An 18,137-nucleotide genomic window follows, 5' to 3' on the forward strand; every position below is an offset into this window, starting at 1 on the left:
TCAATTAGCAAAAACCTCCTCATACACATCTAAATATCTTCGAATCAAATTGCGAGGGGAGTATTTTGTTTCGACTAGCTTGCGAGCATTGTCGCGTATAGTCGATGACAGCGACGCATCACAGCATAGCTCTACTGCCCTTTCTGCCATCTTCTCCCATGCGCCTACAGGAAACAGAAATCCACTTTCCCCATCAACAATCAGCTCAGGTATTCCACCGACTTCTGTTGCGAGACAAACAGCTCCGGACGCCATTCCCTCTAACAAGACCAAAGGGAACGCTTCCATCTCGGACGGCAAAAAAAGCATATCGGCAATGCCCAATATGCGCTCTACGGCTGCAACTGGCTCAATATCTATAATCCACGGCGAAACTCCCAAGTTGTGAGCTAATTCTAAGCAACCATCTTTTTCGGGACCTTCCCCCACTAATATTAACCGCGCTTGAGTTTTTTCGAGCAGCTTCGCGAATACACGGATCACATCTGGCGAGCGCTTAACAGCTCTAAAATTTGAAACATGCACGCAAATAGTTTCATAGGGATGGGCATATTTCAGTCGTTCGTCGGGATCTGCAATTCTCACAAAACGCGTCGGATCAACCCAGTTTGGTATTACAGATATTGGCCTAGTTATCGAAAAATTATTTTGTGCCTCGCGAACAAGAAATTGACATACAGCAGTTACTCCATCTGAAGCCTCAATTGCGTGCTTTGTTGTAAAGAAAAAAGCAGCGTCAGGACCGACCTTTGTAATATCAGTGCCATGCAAAGTAGTTACAACACGACAATTAATGCCGCTATCGCGCGCTAAAAGGGCAGATGTCGCATGTGGAATAACATAATGAGCATTTACCAATTCGATACCATATTCAGCAATTAGCTTAGCTAGAGTATTCGCCGCTCTAAGAGTTGGAAAAGAACATTTATCAAAGAGCGGATAATCGAAGCTCAACAGCTCATGAAAATGGAGTTGCAACTTCCTATCTACGTGTGAGTAAGAAGCAAATAACCTCGAAAAGCTACTGTGGACGATTTCAAACAATTGTCCCCAAAACGATTGTTCGGGCGGCGCCTCACCGAGATCGCAGTATATAGCATTCTCGTCCACCTCCTCCATGCGAAAAGGCTTGCGATCTCCAATAATATGCACTTCATGCCCTAGCTGACTTAGTCCGAAGGCAAGTTCAGTAGCAAGAACTCCTGAGCCACCAGGCGAAGAGTGACAAAGAATTGCTATCTTCACACCCTTCTCTCCCAATTGAAGAGCGCCACGTCAGTGGAGTTCGAACGCGAATGCGCAATAATATCGTCAATTCGTAGCATAGTTCTCGACAGATATCCCTCTCCATATTCAACACCGATAAGAGCCCCTAAATGGGCGTCTCGTGCTCGAAACGCAGTAAGCGAAGTTTGCGACGATAAAAGCGTAGTTGCACCACCTTGGGGATATATTTGGCTGGCATAGCACTTAACAGCATCATATTTTTGCTCTATAAAGTCTGAAATGTCGACCACAAAGGAAGGAACAAACTCGGAGCGAAATTGGTACTGAAGTACTAGCTTTGGGCTAAATGGCGGAAGTGTCACGGCCTGATACTTAATGAGCCCTGCCATAAACAAGGCTCGATTAGTGATGTGACCTGCTTGAACGTGGTCTGGATGCCTATCGACCGGATATGGAGTTACAATAACTTCAGGTCGAGTAGCGCGCAATACCTCAACCATCAAACTAACAGCCGAACCTTGATCCGTTCCGCTATGCTCAGAACAGGAATACTCATAAAAACTACAATTTGGCAAACTTAGGTTATACCTCCAATACAAATTGAGCACACTACTTGCATTTGCCGTCTCCTGCTGACGTTGCGCTACTGTTCCGAAGGTACTTAGCTCGGCCTGACTTAAATCAAGTATTCCAACTCTATAGCCACAACTCGTCATCTTCAATATGAGACCACCACAAAATATCTCTGCATCATCTGGGTGTGGCGCAATGACCAGCATCTCAAGCGTCGAATCAGGCAATGTAAGCATCACAAGGCACTCCTACATATTTTTTTGGCATATCTATCGCACAATCAAAGGCTTGCCGTGAATCAATAATTCACCGTTGCAAACGTTCCTTAGGTTTTTCATTCCACTTGTCAATCACCCAACCGTTAACAGAACTGTAAGTGAGTATTCCAATTGCACCAGTCGCTAGTTTTATAGCGTTTCTCGCCGCAAAAGCAGTAAAATTCCCAGCAATATGAGGCGCAAAGCGCCCTACCCCATTAGACGTTATGACTAAGACATTTCCCTTGGAGTAGTCTCTTAAAATTCGACTAGCGAAGTCACCCCAGTCATGAATTATCTTTTGTGGATCGACCTTCCAGCCCAGCGGCACTATTGCCCGCTCATCCCAATCAATTATCGCCTTCTTACCGATACGAGCGACTAGCTCTTCCTCTGTTTTATTTTCATCCGGCCCATAATCAATTTCATTAAACATTTCATGCCTGATTATGGGAGCTGTCAACTCTGCCTCGGCCAAGGCGATTTCAGCCGTTTGAATTGTGCGCTTTAAATGAGAAGTGTAAACTACATCCGGCAATAAAGCGTTTTCTCTCAAATATGTTCCGATAGTTCGTGCTTGCTCAACACCTTTTTCTACCAAAGGCAAATCGGTGCTTACACCTATGCGCCGAGGAACTTCGCCTGGTCTAAATGTATTGCCATGACGTGCTATTGCAAGCGTTGTCACTAAAACGATTCCCCCCCCTCGCGCAAGCTCTTTTCCACCCGTTCTAAATCTTCTGGGGTATCGATGCCAGACTGAAATGCACTGCCCGCGAGATTAACCCTTACTGCCTGAATTCGCATACCCGCCTCTAATATTCTAAGTTGCTCTAACCCCTCCAAGAGCTCGTAATGACTCAGTGGCGCATTGCAGAACGTCTCCAAAGAGTCTACGCGAAATCCATACACTCCCAAATGCTGATACACGGGCGACAGCTCATTTCCGCCTTCGCGCAAACGACTTTCATTGCGAATCGCTGGAATAATATTTTTTGAAAACCAAATTGCTGCATCGTCGCTACTAACTATTACGGTAGTGCCACTAAAAGGTGTTACCTTCTTAGCTTCTCTCAAAAGGTCTAAGGCATCCCATGTTAGTTGATGAACAGGTGTAAATACATCTATACTACTGTTTGCACGAAACGCTGTTATTAAGGCAATAATCACCTCTGGCGGAGTAAATGGAGCATCCCCCTGCAGATTAATTACGAAATCTGGCTTCTCATCTAACTGAGTGACCGCAGCTAAAACGCGATCCGAACCACTCCGGCAATTCTCCGGCGTAATATAACAAGGCGCTCCTATTCCCCTCACATGTTCTTCAATGCGCTTATCATCAGTTGCTACAAAATAAGCAACATCTCTAACTTCACTAGCAACTCTCCTTGCAACTGACAAAACGCGCTCTATCATGCTCTGACCGCCTATTTTTGCCAACGGTTTGCCAACAAAACGGGTCGATCCATAGCGCGCTGGAATGCCAATTACAATTTTCATACAACTTCTAACCCCGTCCTAACTGAGTCTGAGATTATCAATATAGAAACTCCTCCTAGGTTCATTTTTTCCAGTAAATAATATCAAGCGATCTATCATTCTGGTGTTAAGCTTTCGCCTTCGCGGCCCGTTCTCAATCTCATCCATCCCAATTTCAATCTTGTTTAACCCACTCGAAAGCGGATAGGCCTTCTCAAATCTCATTCCGTACTTACTTACATCTCCATCGTCATCAATCCTAACATGAAGAACAAACGGCTCGGCTGGATTATTCACATCCAGCGATAGCTTGCTAAATTGATGCCAATCTAAATTGCTAGCTCTATACGCAATGCCAGCCCAAGAACCGCCACCAGTATGCACGGCTAACGAAAGATTAGCATGTGTAGCATTATCTCTAGTCAGGGAAATCCTCGTTGGCTCGCCTTTTCCACCGGCTTGAGTTCTCCACAGCGAGAGCTCAATTTCGTCTTCAAAATCTGCCAACACTGGAAAATTCGCATCGCGCCACGAAATCACTTTCCACTCATGCCAGGCTGGACGAAGTGCATTTACGACTATCAATACACTTACGAGAAAATAAAACAATTTTAGCGTTCTCGTATCTTGCTGATTCCAAAGCCATAAACCACTAAGCGCAATAAGGATCCCAAAACCGCCGTTTATGAAGTCCTCCAAACTAGCAGTTCGACCCACGAATGGTTGAACCTCTTCTACCAGAAGCGCCAACAACATACTCACAACGAGCGCCGATACATATCGCCGCGAAGCCATTCCCTCTACGGCTAAAAAAATATTATAAAATACCAACGCTACGAAGCCAAATAGCAATAAGTGCCCAGCATCGAGCAACTCCTTCCAAAAAACCTCATTGTAGCTAATGCTAAATGGATAAAACGCAAGAAAAAACACTACTAAAAACGCGAGAATACTTGCGCCCATTCCGAGTGACCTACGATTTAAACTTTGATCCATTCCACTCATCTGCACAGGGGCGTCACACATTCAATCTATCCTGGAATCTCTACTAACAATAGCTTGTCTCTACCGTCCGCAGCAGCAGTATCGCTACGCGCTAACACTCGAATGCCAGCATATTTCTCTCGAAGGTTATCCAAATAATTCTCAGCTGTTATGAGATAGGTTACTCGATCTGTGCTACCTCTGCGAGATATGTCAGGCACGCTTTTGCCATAGTAATATATGGCTGAATAATAATCAGCGCCATATTTATAGAGAATTTCATCTTTTGGCACAAATCGGCGAGCGTTACTCATGAAATCCTTTGGCGATCTAGCTTCGGAAAAGACTGGAAAGAAGTAGCCATTTACCGCAGTTATTAAGACCAACATTGCAAACCCCAAATACGAGGCACTTTGAATTAATTTTCTCTTCCAACAAGTTCTCGCACTACAAAAAAAAGACACCGCTGCAATAGACGATATACCGGCTAACAAAGGCTTAGCTAAAATCATCGCTACGACTTCTCGGACATCTTCATTAATATCAGCACGGAGATTAAGATACACAGATAACGGAGCCACTGCCAGCAGGAGAACAAACAAAACAAAAAACAGAGTAGAAGCAATTCTACGCGATATTTTATAATCCGCCTGCTCGCCCATCACCGAAAGCAGAACATGCGCTAACAAATACGCCGCTGCTGGGAACGCCGGCAATAAATAAACCTCTCGCTTGCTTATACTAAGAGTAACTACAAGCAAGAAAACTAAAACGATAACCAAGGAGTACAAAACTCCGTCTGGACACACAGCACGCAAATTCCTAATATTTTTCCAACACCAGCATACTACGAGAGGGAAAAAGACACTCCAGGGGAAAAAACTTATAAAAAAATAAATACCGCTAAAATAAAAAGGCTTCTCATGTCCTCTATCGGCCCCCTCAACTGAAACTACTCTAGCTACATTTTCTTTTAGGAGCTGAAGATTAATAAACTCCATTCCAGCTTCGCAATACGCTAAATAATACCACACACCCGCAAGCAGCGTTGATGACACAATCATCAGTGCTGCTTGAGAAAGGAAACGAAGGCGAAAGAAATCGGCAATCGGCCTTTTATTAGTAGCGGCCATATACAATACTGCCACTGTCCATGGCAATATTAGGCCTGCGGGGCCTTTAGATAGCACTGCAAAGGCAATTGTTATTATACTCGCACTCACGGCAAAAAACGATTGCTTCGCACCTCTTTGCCAGTTTTTTATATTTGCAAACAGCGATATAGACGCCGCCAAAAACCAAAAAGCAAAGCACATATCCACCCTGGCATGACTGGCACTTCGGCTCCACTCAAAGGAAGTGGCGAGAATTAGCGACGACAAAAGCGCCGCCTTAAAATTGTCAACACGAGATATAAAACCAAAAAACAACCCTAACCCTACAGCCGCACACAATGCTGATGGAAAGCGTATGGCGAACTCATTTAGGGTGCCGCCTTGCAGAATACGAGACGAGAGAACGGCCATCCAGTGAAACATTGGGGGTTTAGACGGGATATCTAAGCCATTTCGCAATGGCAACACATAATTGCGCTGCTCAAGCATCGCACTTACAACTAACGCTTCTCTACCCTCTCCCCTGGTATAAAAAGGGCGTCTATCCAAAGTGCTCGAGTAAAATATGATGAACGTAAGAAAAACAAGAAAGGAGCCAATTGCAATTTTAATATTTTTATTCTTCACTACTCAAATTTAGTTTTTCCAGTTCCTGTCTTTTTTTTGCAAGATATTGCAGCTTATATAGCTCCTTAAAACGCCTATCGGGGCCAGAAGCCATTTTTGCAATAGCTCTGAAATACTCATCAGCCTCATCCGCCTCCGCTTCGCGTGCGCCCGCCCCTATTAACATGGACGCAATGCTTGTATGCCCACAAACTCGCGCTATCGAAAGAACTGGCAAATCAATTACCTCCTCCTCATAGGGAAAACCGTAATTCTCAAAAATTCTTTCTTGCCATTTTTTTGATAGTTTGGATATATCTACCGCCAAATTAGGATTCATCCCTGCCGTCAAAAACAAATTAACGCTTAACTCATCCCCTTTAATAATTTGAGTAACAAAATCGCTCTCGACAAACTCCAAACCTATCTCACTTAACTTGCGCCTTGCTTCAAAAACAGAATCTTCCTGCTTGCAGGCGGCAAAAACTATCGACATAACCAAGCATAAAACAAATTGGAAGCGAATGCGCCTCATAAATCCCCTACTCATCGAAAACACCTGCCAGAAACGGCTCAAGTTTCTCGGCCATATATTTCATATCCGCACCACTTACAGCAGACTTGCCATAGTTAAGCGACTTGCCGACGACTCCACCTAATGCCTTATCCACACTTGTTTCAGCTTGGCTTAGCAAAGGTTCGAACTTAATAAATAGTTCAGCAGTTTCCGCAGCAGACTTATCTCTAAGTTCCGTTACTGAAACACTATCCCCTATTCCAGTAACAGGATTCTTGTAAGATATCGGCGAACTAAACAACTTTAAATCACATTGGCGATTAAAGGAGAATAAGACATCGACGTCTTTTATTCTTCCCGTCAGCCTACTAAACAATCTAACAAGTGCTCCCAAAGGATGATTATAAAAAGCACGCTGGCAAAATGCTAAACATTTAATACTTTTCTGCCACGCGCTCTCTCTGCTGGCCTTTGTCTTGTATTCATCGGGATTCAAGTCGTTGCCGCTTAAATCCTCTATACTTATCTCTGCAAGCAATGCACAAATGGGTTCTAAATCAACTCCAATTTGTCTAATAAGACTCCCTACAAACAAGTCCCCTGTTACGCCAGCTCTTCGGCGAAACCAAGCATCCATATAAACTTCGAACAAACGATGCAGCGTTTGCGCTCGCGCCCTCTTTTTTATATCCTCATCATTATAGTTTCCCGTAAAATAATAGACAACGGGATGGAAATTAACATCGGCCACATAATGACTAACCATCCCTAGAAGAAGCGCCCAACAAACAAACCTCTGGCGGGCGTCCTTCATCTCAACAATGCTCATCGCAAGTTTCTTTAGCGGCAAAAATGTGTCTTCTGAATGCAGTCCATGCAAGTATTCCGCATAAGCGGTAAAGTGCAGATCTTTCCCCCAATCCGCATAATAGGGAGCATCGTGCACAACTGCTCCAAGACGCGCAACGGCGTTAAACTTATGCAGACAAATATCAACCACCTCTGCGTTGCGCCCAGCAAGCTGAGCCATAGCTGAATGAAGAACATCCCAATGAACGATTTCGCGTGGCATTTTCTCTCCACCATCTCACAATACTACCGATTGCCAGAGGCAATTTCAAGAAACTCACAAATTACCTCAAATGCAACCGCATGGCTATGACCAATCGGCAACTCGTGCTGACCATGGGGGAAAAAATGAATTCTTGCCACCTCACTAGAGACACTTTGGGCGATAATTTGAGACGAAAACAACGACAGATGATGGTCAAAGGGATCCTGCAATAACAGTATGGGACAACTCAAACTCCCCAATTTGCTCGACACCATGCGTCTAATCTTGCCCAAATATCCCAGCGCAGTCAGAGAATGTTCTGGGAAGGCGTTATGATGATATGCCAGGTAATTCTGTGGACGTCTCGATTTTTTTATTACTCCCAAAACTTGCAAGAACATATCCGGCATATACGACACTGCATGAAGCAAGCAGTCTTTTACTGGAGATTCTAATTTATAAGGCGTCGATATCGCACATACGCCCTTGAGTTGCTGAACAGAAAAATGAGTAGCTAGATAAAGTGCTAAAAGCGACCCAAGAGAAAGACCTATGACATAAAGGTTTTTGCTTGATGATGTCTCTAACAATTTATAAGCTTCGAGAAGTGCTCTCTCTACATCAGAGAGCCAAAGGCTGTAATGCGTTTGTTTTAGTTGAGAGACATCCTTGCCGTGTCCACTTAGGCGCGGAACAATAAGGCTATAATTTCTAGCGTGCAGGAACTCAGCCAAAACTCGCATTTCGGAAGGAGTAGCGGTAATGCCATGAAAAAGAATTACCACCCCTTTTGTTAATTGGGCATGTTTTTGAGGGAGCAAAAAACCTTCCGAGCTATCGATGATACTCGGCAAGGGAGCATAGTGAACTGGTTCAAACATGAATAGTAGACCAAATGGGCATATTTAAGCGCAGAAAAACTTTCGCGGATTCATATAAGCTCCCTAAAGTGGACCTATCAAAAAAAATAGGCAGTATGGCTTTTTTCTTAGCTATACCTAGCATTTTTATTCTGCTCATCCTTTCATTATCAGCTCTTTATACGATGCTATCAAATATCGGGATAGACAAAAAAAACGGCTCATTGTTTTGCCTTGGGTTTTTCGCTGGCTTAATTCTTCTTAGTCAAAGTTCGAAATGGCTTAGGACACTCTTACACGAAGTCAAACACGCAGCGATGATAGTTATTAGCGGAAACATACTAACCGATCTTCAAGTGCACGAACAAGGAGGCCATGTGATGCATAAGACCTACAAGGACAAGAAACATTTCGGTCCGTTTATCTCACTTGCCCCTTATTTTTTCCCGTTTTTCTCCCTACCTACTCTAGTTGCCGGTCTTGTTCTTGACACTTATGCTAATACCTTGTTTGCATCATTACTTGGCGCAGCGGTAGCTATCGACATAGTTTCTGCTTATCGCACGCTAAGCCCGCGACAAAGCGACATACAGCGCATATTCGGCGGAGTAATTTTTTCATACTTCTTTATCTTTGGATTCAACATTCTATGGATCCTACAGTGCTTGATATGGATTCAAGGCGGCCGAGATGGGTTTGTCATACTAGGATACAAGTTACTCGACGTATCCGAATTATTATCCCAATACGTAAGGGAATTTCTCTCAGATTAAGAAATGTTTATTCCTCTTGAGCCTTATTCCAATAACCCTCTAGAGTCTCTGCTATTTTGCTTAATCGCTGGAAATACTCATTCTGCCAGCGAGGACCCAAGTACTCCCAACCCATGCACGAAAAAGTATATATGAGCCAAATCACAAAAAACCACATAATCCATGAAAAAAAGTCAACAACGATATATGATCTGTCGTGGTCGACTTTTTTGACTCCCACTTTCTCTTTATCCATACTTTTGTTATTACAATACGCGTCACTAAGGCGATACAGTAAAGTATTTTAACACAAATATGCCATCCTCTAGTTCCATACCCGTTTCACAATCTTCGGACCCTGCCATCGAATTGGCCGGTGCTGCGCCCCGCCTTCTCGCTGCCATAGTTGATTATTTGGTATTAAGCGCATTTCTGTCATTGATAAGCCGCGTGGCCAATATTTTTGACTGGGGTTTTGTTTTGACACTTCTCATTACTGGCCTGTATTTTACCTTGGGACATTCCAGATTGGTAAGCGGCCAAACTTTAGGCAAGAGGTGTTTTGGCCTTAGAGTAGTAAATGCGAATACTGATTCTCGAGAAGCTATCTTCCTTAGCGCGGGACAAGCCCTTATAAGATTTTTTTTGACATACGGTGCATTAATACTAGTTGCAGAAGTTCCGCCGATAGCGTTTAGGAAACTTGAGATAGTTGCACCTCCAGCATTACTCGAGCTTCACGTATTAGTGGTGTTGTCGTATCTCTTCTCCAATATTGCATGCGCGCTATTTAGCAAAACTCATCAGGGAATTCACGACGAGTTGGTTGATAGTTTGGTTTTAAGAACAAAATCCGAAACGACGGATGAAAATATCCGAGAATTTACGAAATCGCTTTTAAATAACGACTGTTTGCGACAGACTTCGCTCAATAGACTATTGGCAATACTCGGGGGTTGTTTCGTCGCCATATTACTTTGGCTTGCTGGAACTATCTTGCCAGCCGATCTCCGCTCGTTTTATAGCCGCAGATATGAATTTGAAAACAACTTTCCGATTCGGACTATGAACATCTTATCATCAGGTAATAATACCCTTCACGTTTCGGCTATAATATTGCCACAAAACTCTGTCGTTGGCTCACCTAGCGAAAGCGCCTCAGAACTACTAGTAAGAGCCACTAAATTCTTAGTAGAGCGAGAAGCTATAGATGTTAAGTCTTTTGAGGCTGTTAACTATAGCGTAACTACCTTTAACTCGAACTCTGAAGTATCCGAGGAAAAAGTAAGAGTAACGACGGACACATATAGCACTAGCTCTTTTAATTAGCCTGCCCAAACATTTATACCATTTACAAAAAGTAAAATATTTAACTTACTTTTTGGAAACGGTATAGTCTTGTAGTAAAATAGGCCTATGTTATCTGCTTTAGTTTTTAGCTCAAACCAAGTCGCCAGCGCATTGCTTGAAAAAACGGCTCGCAAGGAAGGGATAAATTGTCAAATCGCCTCTACAGCTGATGAGGCTTTAGAGGCTCTATCCACTGAGACCTTTAATATCGCACTTATTGACTACGCGTCGGCAAATATAGCTGAGTCATTAAAACTATTTACCGCTGGATGGGCGTTTAATCCTCTCATGGTAGCTTGTATCTTTAGCCAAACGGAGGAGATTCCACAGAAGTGGGACGCTGTGCTAGCTGGCGTAAAGGTATTTTCTGGGAAAGAAGCTTTTACGGAGATCCAGCAGGCGCTTAGAGAATTAGCAAATCATACGCCAACAGTGGGAGACTTCGGCATTTTACTAGTGGAGGATCTTGATTCTCCTCGAGATATAATTTCAGCGTACATAGAAAGTATGGGCTTTCCTCACCTCACTGGCGTAAGTGGAGCTACAGATGCCTTAAGAGTACTCGAAAACTCGCCGGGATCGTATTATTGCATTATTACGGACATCAATATGCCGGGGATAAGTGGGATTGAATTAATGAAAGCAGTTCGTTCAGATGACCGCTTTCGCCATCTGCCGATTATAGTCCTCACAGCTTACGGCACTCCGGCGAATTTAATAAATTGCATAAAAGCCGGCGCTACTGGTTTCTTAGTAAAGCCATTTAAGAAAAAAGCGATGCGAGAGGAGCTCGAAAAAGCAAAGCGAATTTTTACCAATAGACAAAGCCCACGCCTGTGCAGCCCAGACGAAGCCCATATGCTAGAAGAAGCCCTTCATCGCAAGGGACTTCTGTAGGTTGTCCATAACACATTGCAATCATTGCGCTTTTTGTCTCCGCGCCTCCTTCTAAAAAAGTCGCCCAGACATGTTCCACTTAATTAAGCATCGTCACAGATACAAGTATAAAGCGGGTTGGCATTTTAACCGATAGAAATATTATATGTTATAAAAACTCAATAAAAAGAGTCGAGCAATAAACATAGCGAGTTAAGCAGCGGTAACTAATTGATATAATAGCATATTTCAATAACTAACCAGTGGCATAAAAAGGATCATGGGCTTATTAAAACTTCGCCCCACTGAGGCAGGCAGGACAAAAGAGCCGCAGCAGATGACTGCGACTCGAAAAAGTAACGGTATCGTCCAACCTGGCCATAGCGACCACGGAGAATTAGATCCTAACTCTATATTGCCAAACACCGATTTGAGCGCGACGGTTGGTGCCTTTGAAACGCGCATGCAGCGAAAAAAGAAGCAGCTCGAGCAAGCTAACGATCTAGCTGGCATAGCTGCTAAACAAAGACAAGCGCTCATGCTAGAAACAATGATGAATATACGCAAATCCCTCGTCAAGGTTTCTCGAATAGATCTAGGGCCTCGTTTTTATTTCTCTATGGATTTTGATGACTGGCAAGGGTGGCCCCGGCTCATTGTTCGCCTGAATGATTCCTTGCTACAAGAAGACGATTATCCATTCTTTCAAGTACTCGCCTACGACAGAAATTCAAAGGCCACCATAGAGGTTAACCCAGGCAATACTGCGAAACCCGAAAAAATTTTTTTAGATAAAGAAATCGATCTAAAAAGAATGCCTGTGTTGTTAAAAAAATGTGTTCGGCTCTTCTTGGACGAAATTGAGAATATTATACTAGCAACAGAAAAAGAACTGGAGGAACTAGAATCTACTGAACTAAAAGCAAAGGATCTGGCTCAGTTTCATGAAAATCAGCCTGAAGCCCCAAACAACGATATTTCTGGCGATCTCTTTGCAGATGACGAAGAGCACAATAACTTCCTAGAGCAACTTCCACAGCTCGATTGCGTGGAAATGTTAAGCGAAAACATACTCAATCCAGAGTTGGACGGCGAGTAGCAGCGATACTACTCTACAACAATTCTCATCTGGCTCCCACGGGTTTCTGTAAAAGTTGCCCTAACGTTAAGAGCAATCCCATAAAAAACAGAGCTATCATGCAGACTTCTCCATCGCCAAAGTTATATTCTGCAAGCCCTGCCACTTGCCAACCCACAAGACCGCAAGACAAAAATAATCCCAGCAACGCGCCTTCTCGCACGTTAAGATCCACTGCACCTTTGTTTGTTTGCCAGATAACAAATCCCATTTTAATTGCCACAAACATCCACCATATATATACCATCATTCCTAGCCATCCATTTTCTACGGCCACATTGAGTAAATTATTGTGCATGTGCCTATGGAGCTCTGGCAAAGACGGATCGAGATTTCGCATGACTTGTGCATTGTCAAGGCCAAGACCAACTGGAAAGCGTTGAGCTAGTTCACTACCTATCTCCCACATATATTGCCTGCCGCCACTGATAACAAAATCATCGACTAACTGCATCAGACGGGTTCGCGCTGGCGCTAACGCGACAAGTGTTGCCATTATAAAAAAAACTGTAAAAAAAATTAAACGCCTAGACAATAACACTCCCACTATCAGTAGCTCCAAACACACACCAAGCCAGGGGCCACGCTTCAAATTTATTAGGAACACCGCAAACAGCGTAGCAATTCCAAATAATAGAAAACGCCTAACATGCACGCCGTTTAGCCGACCCATTGTGAGTTCCTTACCGACGCAATGCCTAGAAAAGTTAAAAACAAACATCGGCAATAGCATTCCCATTATGCCGAGTGCTAGGAAAATTCGAACAACTGGGCTAAACCACAAAACTCGATTTAGACCAAACACGTCCGGCCACGCAATTATTAACACGCCTAGAAAAACACTTACTGCCATAGCTGCTTCGCTAGCTTTCTTATGAGATAAGGCGCTCGGTTTTGCGGCTGAAGTACGGCCCAATGCAGAAATGAACCAAAGTCCAATAACCCCCGCAATTACTAAGACCAATTGGCCCGATTCAGTCACAGCGCCCGGCGGCTTAAGCGAATGGACCAAAACATCATTAAAGCCAACATTAATAGTCCTATAAACCCCGGCGATAATTTGGCTAAGCAATAGACAAAATAAGTAACACTTCATTCTGCCCAAACGAACCTCAGCATTAAGCCGAAAACTGCTAAGTGACGTGAATACACAAAATGGCAACAATAAATAGATACTCATTTTAAAAGCCTCTTCTAGCGCCCGGCCGGAATTCATTCCTACTAAAGCAGATACAAAAGAGATTGTTACCCAATACATTATAGGAGCGGTTAGCTGGTGGGCATATATTGCTTGCAGCTCGCTAGATTGGTCATTGAACCTATTACCAAGAGAAATCTGCTTTACCAGATATGCGATCCAATAAAGCAACGTCACCACTATTATGGTTTGAGAAAGACCTATAGAAAGACCAGAGGCAAGACAATAACCCGCTAACGCAAAGTGAGAATATTTAGAGAATCTCGAGTTTGTAAGGAGCTCCACCTAATTCTAGCCCGAACTAACGCGCAATGACTTTAGTAGACGTCCTGCGGCCTTCTACTAGTCTTGTCAAAAGCAATATATCCTGGCTTACAACATCCTTAATCTGCTCAAGGCCACCTGCTATTTGTCGAAGTTCGTCTCGATCCCGAGATACCTTAAACTGTCCTCTTAAAACATCTAGCGAAACACCGGACTTTGTCTTTAAACTAGCAATTTTAATACTAATATCTCTCCGACTAGCTTTAGCGCTGTCGAGTAAATCTTTGCGTTTACCAATAAGGCGCTGAACTACAGAAAATGCCTCGCCTAGCTCTTTCTTAGCAACGGACACGTCCTCCACTTTTGGTAGCTCGCGTCTTACTTCAGGTTTCTTGGCCAATGATGGTTCGACATCGCCAATCAAATTAGCCCTAGCTTGGGAATCGGAAAATAGTGGCGATGGCACAGTTTCTTGCGCTTCTGACATAGATTGTTTCTCGATCTGTTTCTCAATCTTTGCATTTGCCAGCTCTAGATTCCCTTCTAAACCTTTGATGGACTGCTGAGCAGTTTCTACCGCGCTTATTGCCTCAGCTAATTGCTGCTGGAGCGTTGCAACAGCCTCGTCTTTCGCTTTCACTGAAGCTCTTAGCTGAATATTTTCTTCTTCAGCGGAGGACAAATTTTTCTGACCGTTCTTATCTATTACCAGGCGCTCGGCAATCTGTTTCTCCAACTGCGCTATTTTTATCTGAAGAGGAGAAATAGCCGAAATACAGTCCACTGACATTCTCGCCGGCAACTCAGTGTTAGACACTTTAGTAGTTCTCGGAGGTTTTAGCTCTCTCTCTTCGAGCTCAACACTCCTCACCTTTCCTCCGCTAGCCTTTAGCGAACTAATAATTTGGCGCTTTTCTTCTAGTTCATCTTCCAATGACATTACCTGTCGCTTGAGATCGTCAACTGTAACTTCTAGTTCGGCCAAGTGATCTGTAATCCTATACCCATCCTTATCGATGCGGTAAGCTTTACCAGTTCTAAGCCTACCGAAATTCTTGCTCACCGACTCATCTTCTGCAAAAACAGAGAGAGGTAAAAAAATAACGATGTTCAATACAGCCAATAATTTAGCAACTCTCAAATTCATATCTCAGTTACCCAGCTAAACTTTTGATTATTTCCACGAATCAAGCTATATAATTCGCGATTGGATATATACCATTCGTAGGAAGCTACATTATTACCCAGTGTCGATATTACACGTCGATATTACACGTCGATATCAAACATGGGGAAGGCTTTTCCACTCGGTAAATATTAACAAAAAAACAGTATTTTCCTGTTTCCGTATAACAGTAAATTAGCTCTAAAGCAATCAAAAATCTTAAACCTTAATGAGCAGGCTATTTGAAAATTACTTTAAGGCCATATGAGGTAACGATGACTATACGAGATGCTAATACCTCTTTTGATTACAGCACCGAGGGCGAAATCAGTAATTCCACCACTACAAGAGATAGCCTGCCTGGCGAATTAATATACTCAGATGAGCTAAAATATCTAAACAAAAACCATTCCTTTCCACTGGAGATAACTGCTGACGGTCAAGGGTTATCTAGAAAGTCTTTGTTTAATGGCATAACGACTAAACTAAAACACACACTTACACTGGCTCCTCTTCAGAACTACCTAGCGAGGCAACAGCAGTTTTACGCTAACCTGATTCGATTTTTAAACCACCTAAGCACATATATCGATAGCCGCGATTGGCAAATAATAAAGAAAATAGACAAAGACGTTCGCCAAACCAACGAGCGGCTAGAAAGAGCTAACGACGACGCAATTGCTACCATTAGATCGTCCGAGCGAAGTACTATTGAAGCTCTCAATAACGGCATGCATGAGTTAAATCTATATATCGCGACGCTACAGGAAAAAAGTGCTGAACATCAATTTAAGCTAGACACGCTCGATTCGATAACTAAGGGACTGGAAAAAATAGTCGTTCAAATAAATAGCAATCTAAACAACATAATAGATGCAAAACGGCATATCTCTGCTAAAGCACCTCCTTTGGATGAGACCTACAAGCCGGCTCTATGCGATCTGGACTATTCGTACTTATTGCTGGAAAACCGCTTCAGAGGAAGTGAAGATGAGATACGAAAGCGACTTTCAATTTACCCTCCGATCTTTCAAGGCAGCAGTAAACCCATACTAGAAATCGGCTCAGGGCGCGGCGAACTGCAATCTCTATTTAAGGTTAAGAATATTCCGAGCTACGGCCTAGATTTAGACAAGGCAATGGTAGAACATTGCAGATCCATGGACTTAGACGTTAGATTTGAAAATGGCATGACGCACCTTGCAAGCCTGGCTAACCACAGCCTAGGTGGCGTAATAGCCATACAGGTAATTGAACATCTTTCGCAGAAGCAGATTACAGAGTTAATTGGCCTTTGTAAGGACAAAGTGGAAAAAGGTGGAAAAGTTGTCTTTGAAACAATTAACTCCGACTCAATGATAGCACTTACGCGAAATTACTTTAGAGACCCCACGCACGTGTGGCCACTTCATCCAGACACAATGAGCTTTCTAATAAACTTGCAAGGCTTAAAAGTCGTAGAAGTGAGGAAGCTCTCTCCTTTCCCACAAAATGCCGAACTCTGCGAAATCCCCCATGAAGATTACATGACACCGAAATGGATTCATAGCGTTAACTTGCTCAATCGAAATTTCAAGCTATTAAACGAGCTGCTTTTTGGCTATCAGGATTATTGCGTTATTGCAGAAGTGGAGTAGCATCCGTTTGTGTCAACAATCGCAATTCTCAATGTAAAGTTTTCCCACACCAGCGGCGGAGCGGAGATTCTCGGCCAAGCACTTGTGCGAGAGTTGGAGAAACGAAATCATGAAGTACATCTGCTAGAGTTGCCTTTAGTCTTTCATCCCAAAGAAAGCTTATTAAATCAAGTAGCGTTTTGGCGTTCGTTCTCTGTAGAGCGAGCCTTAGGCAAACGAGTAGATCTAATAATCGCAACTAAATTCCCAACTTATTACATTCGCCACTCGCTAAAAAGCATTTGGTTAATTCATCAGCATCGGCAAATTTACGATCTCTTTGGCACTCGCTATAGTGATTTTTCTGACGATCCGCGCGATGAACAATTGAGGCACATGCTAACCGATGGCGACATTAAAGTTATTGGAGAAGCAGATTACGTATCGGCTATTTCTGCCACAGTAGCCAATAGGCTACACCATTATTGCGACATTGACGCCTCTGTTCTATATCCCCCGCTACCTCTTGGCAGTCGTTACTACAACTCGCCTGCCGATAACTACATATTGTCCGTAGGACGCCTAGTTGGCATCAAACGAGTTGATCTCGCCATAAAAGCCCTATCCATAGTGCATCCATTTGTAAAACTTAGGATTGTAGGAATTGCCGAGGATCCACTTATAATGGATTATTATCGCGCTGAAATTAATAGGCTGGGACTCAGCACGCGGGTTGAGTTCCTTGGCCGCGTGAGCGACGAGGAGCTTTTGGAACTTTATAGTCGCTGTCTAGCGGTATACTATGCGCCTTACGATGAGGATTACGGTTTTGTAACATTAGAGGCTTTTGCATCTGCAAAGCCCGTAATAACAGCTAGCGATAGCGGTGGGACATTGGAATTCGTTAGACATATGCAGAACGGACTAGTGCTATCTCCGGATCCGGATACCATAGGCCATGCAATCAATTCGCTTATCGCCAATCCGGATCTGAACAACGAAATGGGACGAGCAGGTCGGCAGTTTATCTGCGACTCGGGCCTGCTTGGCAGTTCCTGGGATGCGGTGATTAACTCTTTATTGTCCCCTATAGGTAGGAGATAACA

The 18,137-nt window shown here is 43.4% G+C and carries 17 protein-coding genes; 6 read left to right on the forward strand and 11 right to left on the reverse strand.

From position 1 onward, the window contains the following. From bshA to IT291_07445, 9 genes are all read right to left on the reverse strand, one after another. Positions 1 to 1,245, reverse strand: a complete 1,245-nt coding sequence (bshA, locus tag IT291_07405; GenBank protein ID MCC6221048.1) for an N-acetyl-alpha-D-glucosaminyl L-malate synthase BshA — start codon at positions 1,243 to 1,245, stop codon at positions 1 to 3. After that, positions 1,242 to 2,039, reverse strand: coding sequence for a bacillithiol biosynthesis deacetylase BshB1 (gene bshB1 / locus IT291_07410; protein ID MCC6221049.1), 798 nt, complete (start codon positions 2,037 to 2,039; stop codon positions 1,242 to 1,244). The genes bshA and bshB1 overlap by 4 nt, the downstream gene beginning before the upstream one ends. A 67-nt stretch (positions 2,040 to 2,106) precedes the next feature. After that, complete coding sequence (locus IT291_07415) at positions 2,107 to 2,745, reverse strand: histidine phosphatase family protein (protein MCC6221050.1); 639 nt, start codon at positions 2,743 to 2,745, stop codon at positions 2,107 to 2,109. Further along, positions 2,745 to 3,557 carry a 3-deoxy-manno-octulosonate cytidylyltransferase gene (locus tag IT291_07420; protein MCC6221051.1) on the reverse strand — a complete coding sequence of 271 codons (813 nt, stop codon included), beginning with the start codon at positions 3,555 to 3,557 and terminating at the stop codon, positions 2,745 to 2,747. The genes IT291_07415 and IT291_07420 overlap by 1 nt, the downstream gene beginning before the upstream one ends. Before the next feature lie 18 nt (positions 3,558 to 3,575). Next, positions 3,576 to 4,562, reverse strand: a complete 987-nt coding sequence (gene vanZ, locus IT291_07425) for a VanZ family protein (GenBank protein ID MCC6221052.1) — start codon at positions 4,560 to 4,562, stop codon at positions 3,576 to 3,578. Positions 4,563 to 4,567: 5 nt separating this feature from the next. Continuing rightward, complete coding sequence (locus IT291_07430; protein MCC6221053.1) at positions 4,568 to 6,262, reverse strand: glycosyltransferase family 39 protein; 1,695 nt, start codon at positions 6,260 to 6,262, stop codon at positions 4,568 to 4,570. After that, positions 6,252 to 6,791, reverse strand: a complete 540-nt coding sequence (locus IT291_07435; protein ID MCC6221054.1) for a hypothetical protein — start codon at positions 6,789 to 6,791, stop codon at positions 6,252 to 6,254. Before IT291_07435 ends, IT291_07430 begins: the two co-directional genes overlap by 11 nt. After that, positions 6,784 to 7,830, reverse strand: coding sequence for a zinc dependent phospholipase C family protein (locus tag IT291_07440; GenBank protein MCC6221055.1), 1,047 nt, complete (start codon positions 7,828 to 7,830; stop codon positions 6,784 to 6,786). The genes IT291_07435 and IT291_07440 overlap by 8 nt, the downstream gene beginning before the upstream one ends. Before the next feature lie 23 nt (positions 7,831 to 7,853). After that, positions 7,854 to 8,693 carry an alpha/beta fold hydrolase gene (locus IT291_07445; protein MCC6221056.1) on the reverse strand — a complete coding sequence of 280 codons (840 nt, stop codon included), beginning with the start codon at positions 8,691 to 8,693 and terminating at the stop codon, positions 7,854 to 7,856. 95 nt (positions 8,694 to 8,788) lie between these two features. On the opposite strand from IT291_07445, the gene IT291_07450 reads away from it, so the two are divergent. The 4 genes from IT291_07450 (at position 8,789) to IT291_07465 (ending at position 12,749) form a co-directional block, all read left to right on the forward strand. Then, entirely contained in the window at positions 8,789 to 9,445 is a 657-nt protein-coding gene (locus tag IT291_07450; GenBank protein MCC6221057.1) for a hypothetical protein, read from the forward strand. 294 nt (positions 9,446 to 9,739) lie between these two features. Beyond that, entirely contained in the window at positions 9,740 to 10,753 is a 1,014-nt protein-coding gene (locus IT291_07455; GenBank protein MCC6221058.1) for an RDD family protein, read from the forward strand. Positions 10,754 to 10,840: 87 nt separating this feature from the next. Further along, the gene (locus IT291_07460; GenBank protein MCC6221059.1) at positions 10,841 to 11,671 is read left to right on the forward strand and encodes a response regulator; all 831 of its coding nucleotides are present in this window, start codon (positions 10,841 to 10,843) and stop codon (positions 11,669 to 11,671) included. Between the two features lie 259 nt (positions 11,672 to 11,930). Continuing rightward, the gene (locus IT291_07465) at positions 11,931 to 12,749 is read left to right on the forward strand and encodes a hypothetical protein (GenBank protein MCC6221060.1); all 819 of its coding nucleotides are present in this window, start codon (positions 11,931 to 11,933) and stop codon (positions 12,747 to 12,749) included. A gap of 25 nt (positions 12,750 to 12,774) precedes the next feature. Here the strand turns inward: IT291_07465 and IT291_07470 are convergent, their stop codons facing one another. Beyond that, positions 12,775 to 14,271 carry an O-antigen ligase family protein gene (locus tag IT291_07470; GenBank protein MCC6221061.1) on the reverse strand — a complete coding sequence of 499 codons (1,497 nt, stop codon included), beginning with the start codon at positions 14,269 to 14,271 and terminating at the stop codon, positions 12,775 to 12,777. A 16-nt stretch (positions 14,272 to 14,287) separates the two neighbouring features. After that, positions 14,288 to 15,397, reverse strand: coding sequence for a hypothetical protein (locus tag IT291_07475; GenBank protein MCC6221062.1), 1,110 nt, complete (start codon positions 15,395 to 15,397; stop codon positions 14,288 to 14,290). A 293-nt stretch (positions 15,398 to 15,690) separates the two neighbouring features. Between IT291_07475 and IT291_07480 the strand changes: the two genes are divergently transcribed. Beyond that, on the forward strand, positions 15,691 to 17,052 hold the full coding sequence (locus IT291_07480; GenBank protein MCC6221063.1) for a class I SAM-dependent methyltransferase: 1,362 nt from the start codon (positions 15,691 to 15,693) through the stop codon (positions 17,050 to 17,052). 9 nt (positions 17,053 to 17,061) lie between these two features. Continuing rightward, positions 17,062 to 18,135, forward strand: coding sequence for a glycosyltransferase family 4 protein (locus IT291_07485; GenBank protein MCC6221064.1), 1,074 nt, complete (start codon positions 17,062 to 17,064; stop codon positions 18,133 to 18,135). Positions 18,136 to 18,137: the final 2 nt, after the last annotated feature.

The organism is Deltaproteobacteria bacterium, assembly GCA_020845775.1.
GTDB lineage: Bacteria > Bdellovibrionota_C > UBA2361 > SZUA-149 > JADLFC01 > JADLFC01.

Excerpts from the sequence above, each read along its gene's own strand:
- IT291_07420 (MCC6221051.1), bottom strand. The coding sequence starts at position 3,557 with ATGAAAATTGTAATTGGCATTCCAGCGCGCTATGGATCGACCCGTTTT.
- vanZ (MCC6221052.1), bottom strand. The coding sequence starts at position 4,562 with ATGTGTGACGCCCCTGTGCAGATGAGTGGAATGGATCAAAGTTTAAAT.
- IT291_07435 (MCC6221054.1), bottom strand. The coding sequence starts at position 6,791 with ATGAGTAGGGGATTTATGAGGCGCATTCGCTTCCAATTTGTTTTATGC.
- IT291_07440 (MCC6221055.1), bottom strand. The coding sequence starts at position 7,830 with ATGCCACGCGAAATCGTTCATTGGGATGTTCTTCATTCAGCTATGGCT.
- IT291_07445 (MCC6221056.1), bottom strand. The coding sequence starts at position 8,693 with ATGTTTGAACCAGTTCACTATGCTCCCTTGCCGAGTATCATCGATAGC.
- IT291_07450 (MCC6221057.1), top strand. The coding sequence starts at position 8,789 with ATGGCTTTTTTCTTAGCTATACCTAGCATTTTTATTCTGCTCATCCTT.
- IT291_07455 (MCC6221058.1), top strand. The coding sequence starts at position 9,740 with ATGCCATCCTCTAGTTCCATACCCGTTTCACAATCTTCGGACCCTGCC.
- IT291_07460 (MCC6221059.1), top strand. The coding sequence starts at position 10,841 with ATGTTATCTGCTTTAGTTTTTAGCTCAAACCAAGTCGCCAGCGCATTG.
- IT291_07465 (MCC6221060.1), top strand. The coding sequence starts at position 11,931 with ATGGGCTTATTAAAACTTCGCCCCACTGAGGCAGGCAGGACAAAAGAG.
- IT291_07475 (MCC6221062.1), bottom strand. The coding sequence starts at position 15,397 with ATGAATTTGAGAGTTGCTAAATTATTGGCTGTATTGAACATCGTTATT.
- IT291_07480 (MCC6221063.1), top strand. The coding sequence starts at position 15,691 with ATGACTATACGAGATGCTAATACCTCTTTTGATTACAGCACCGAGGGC.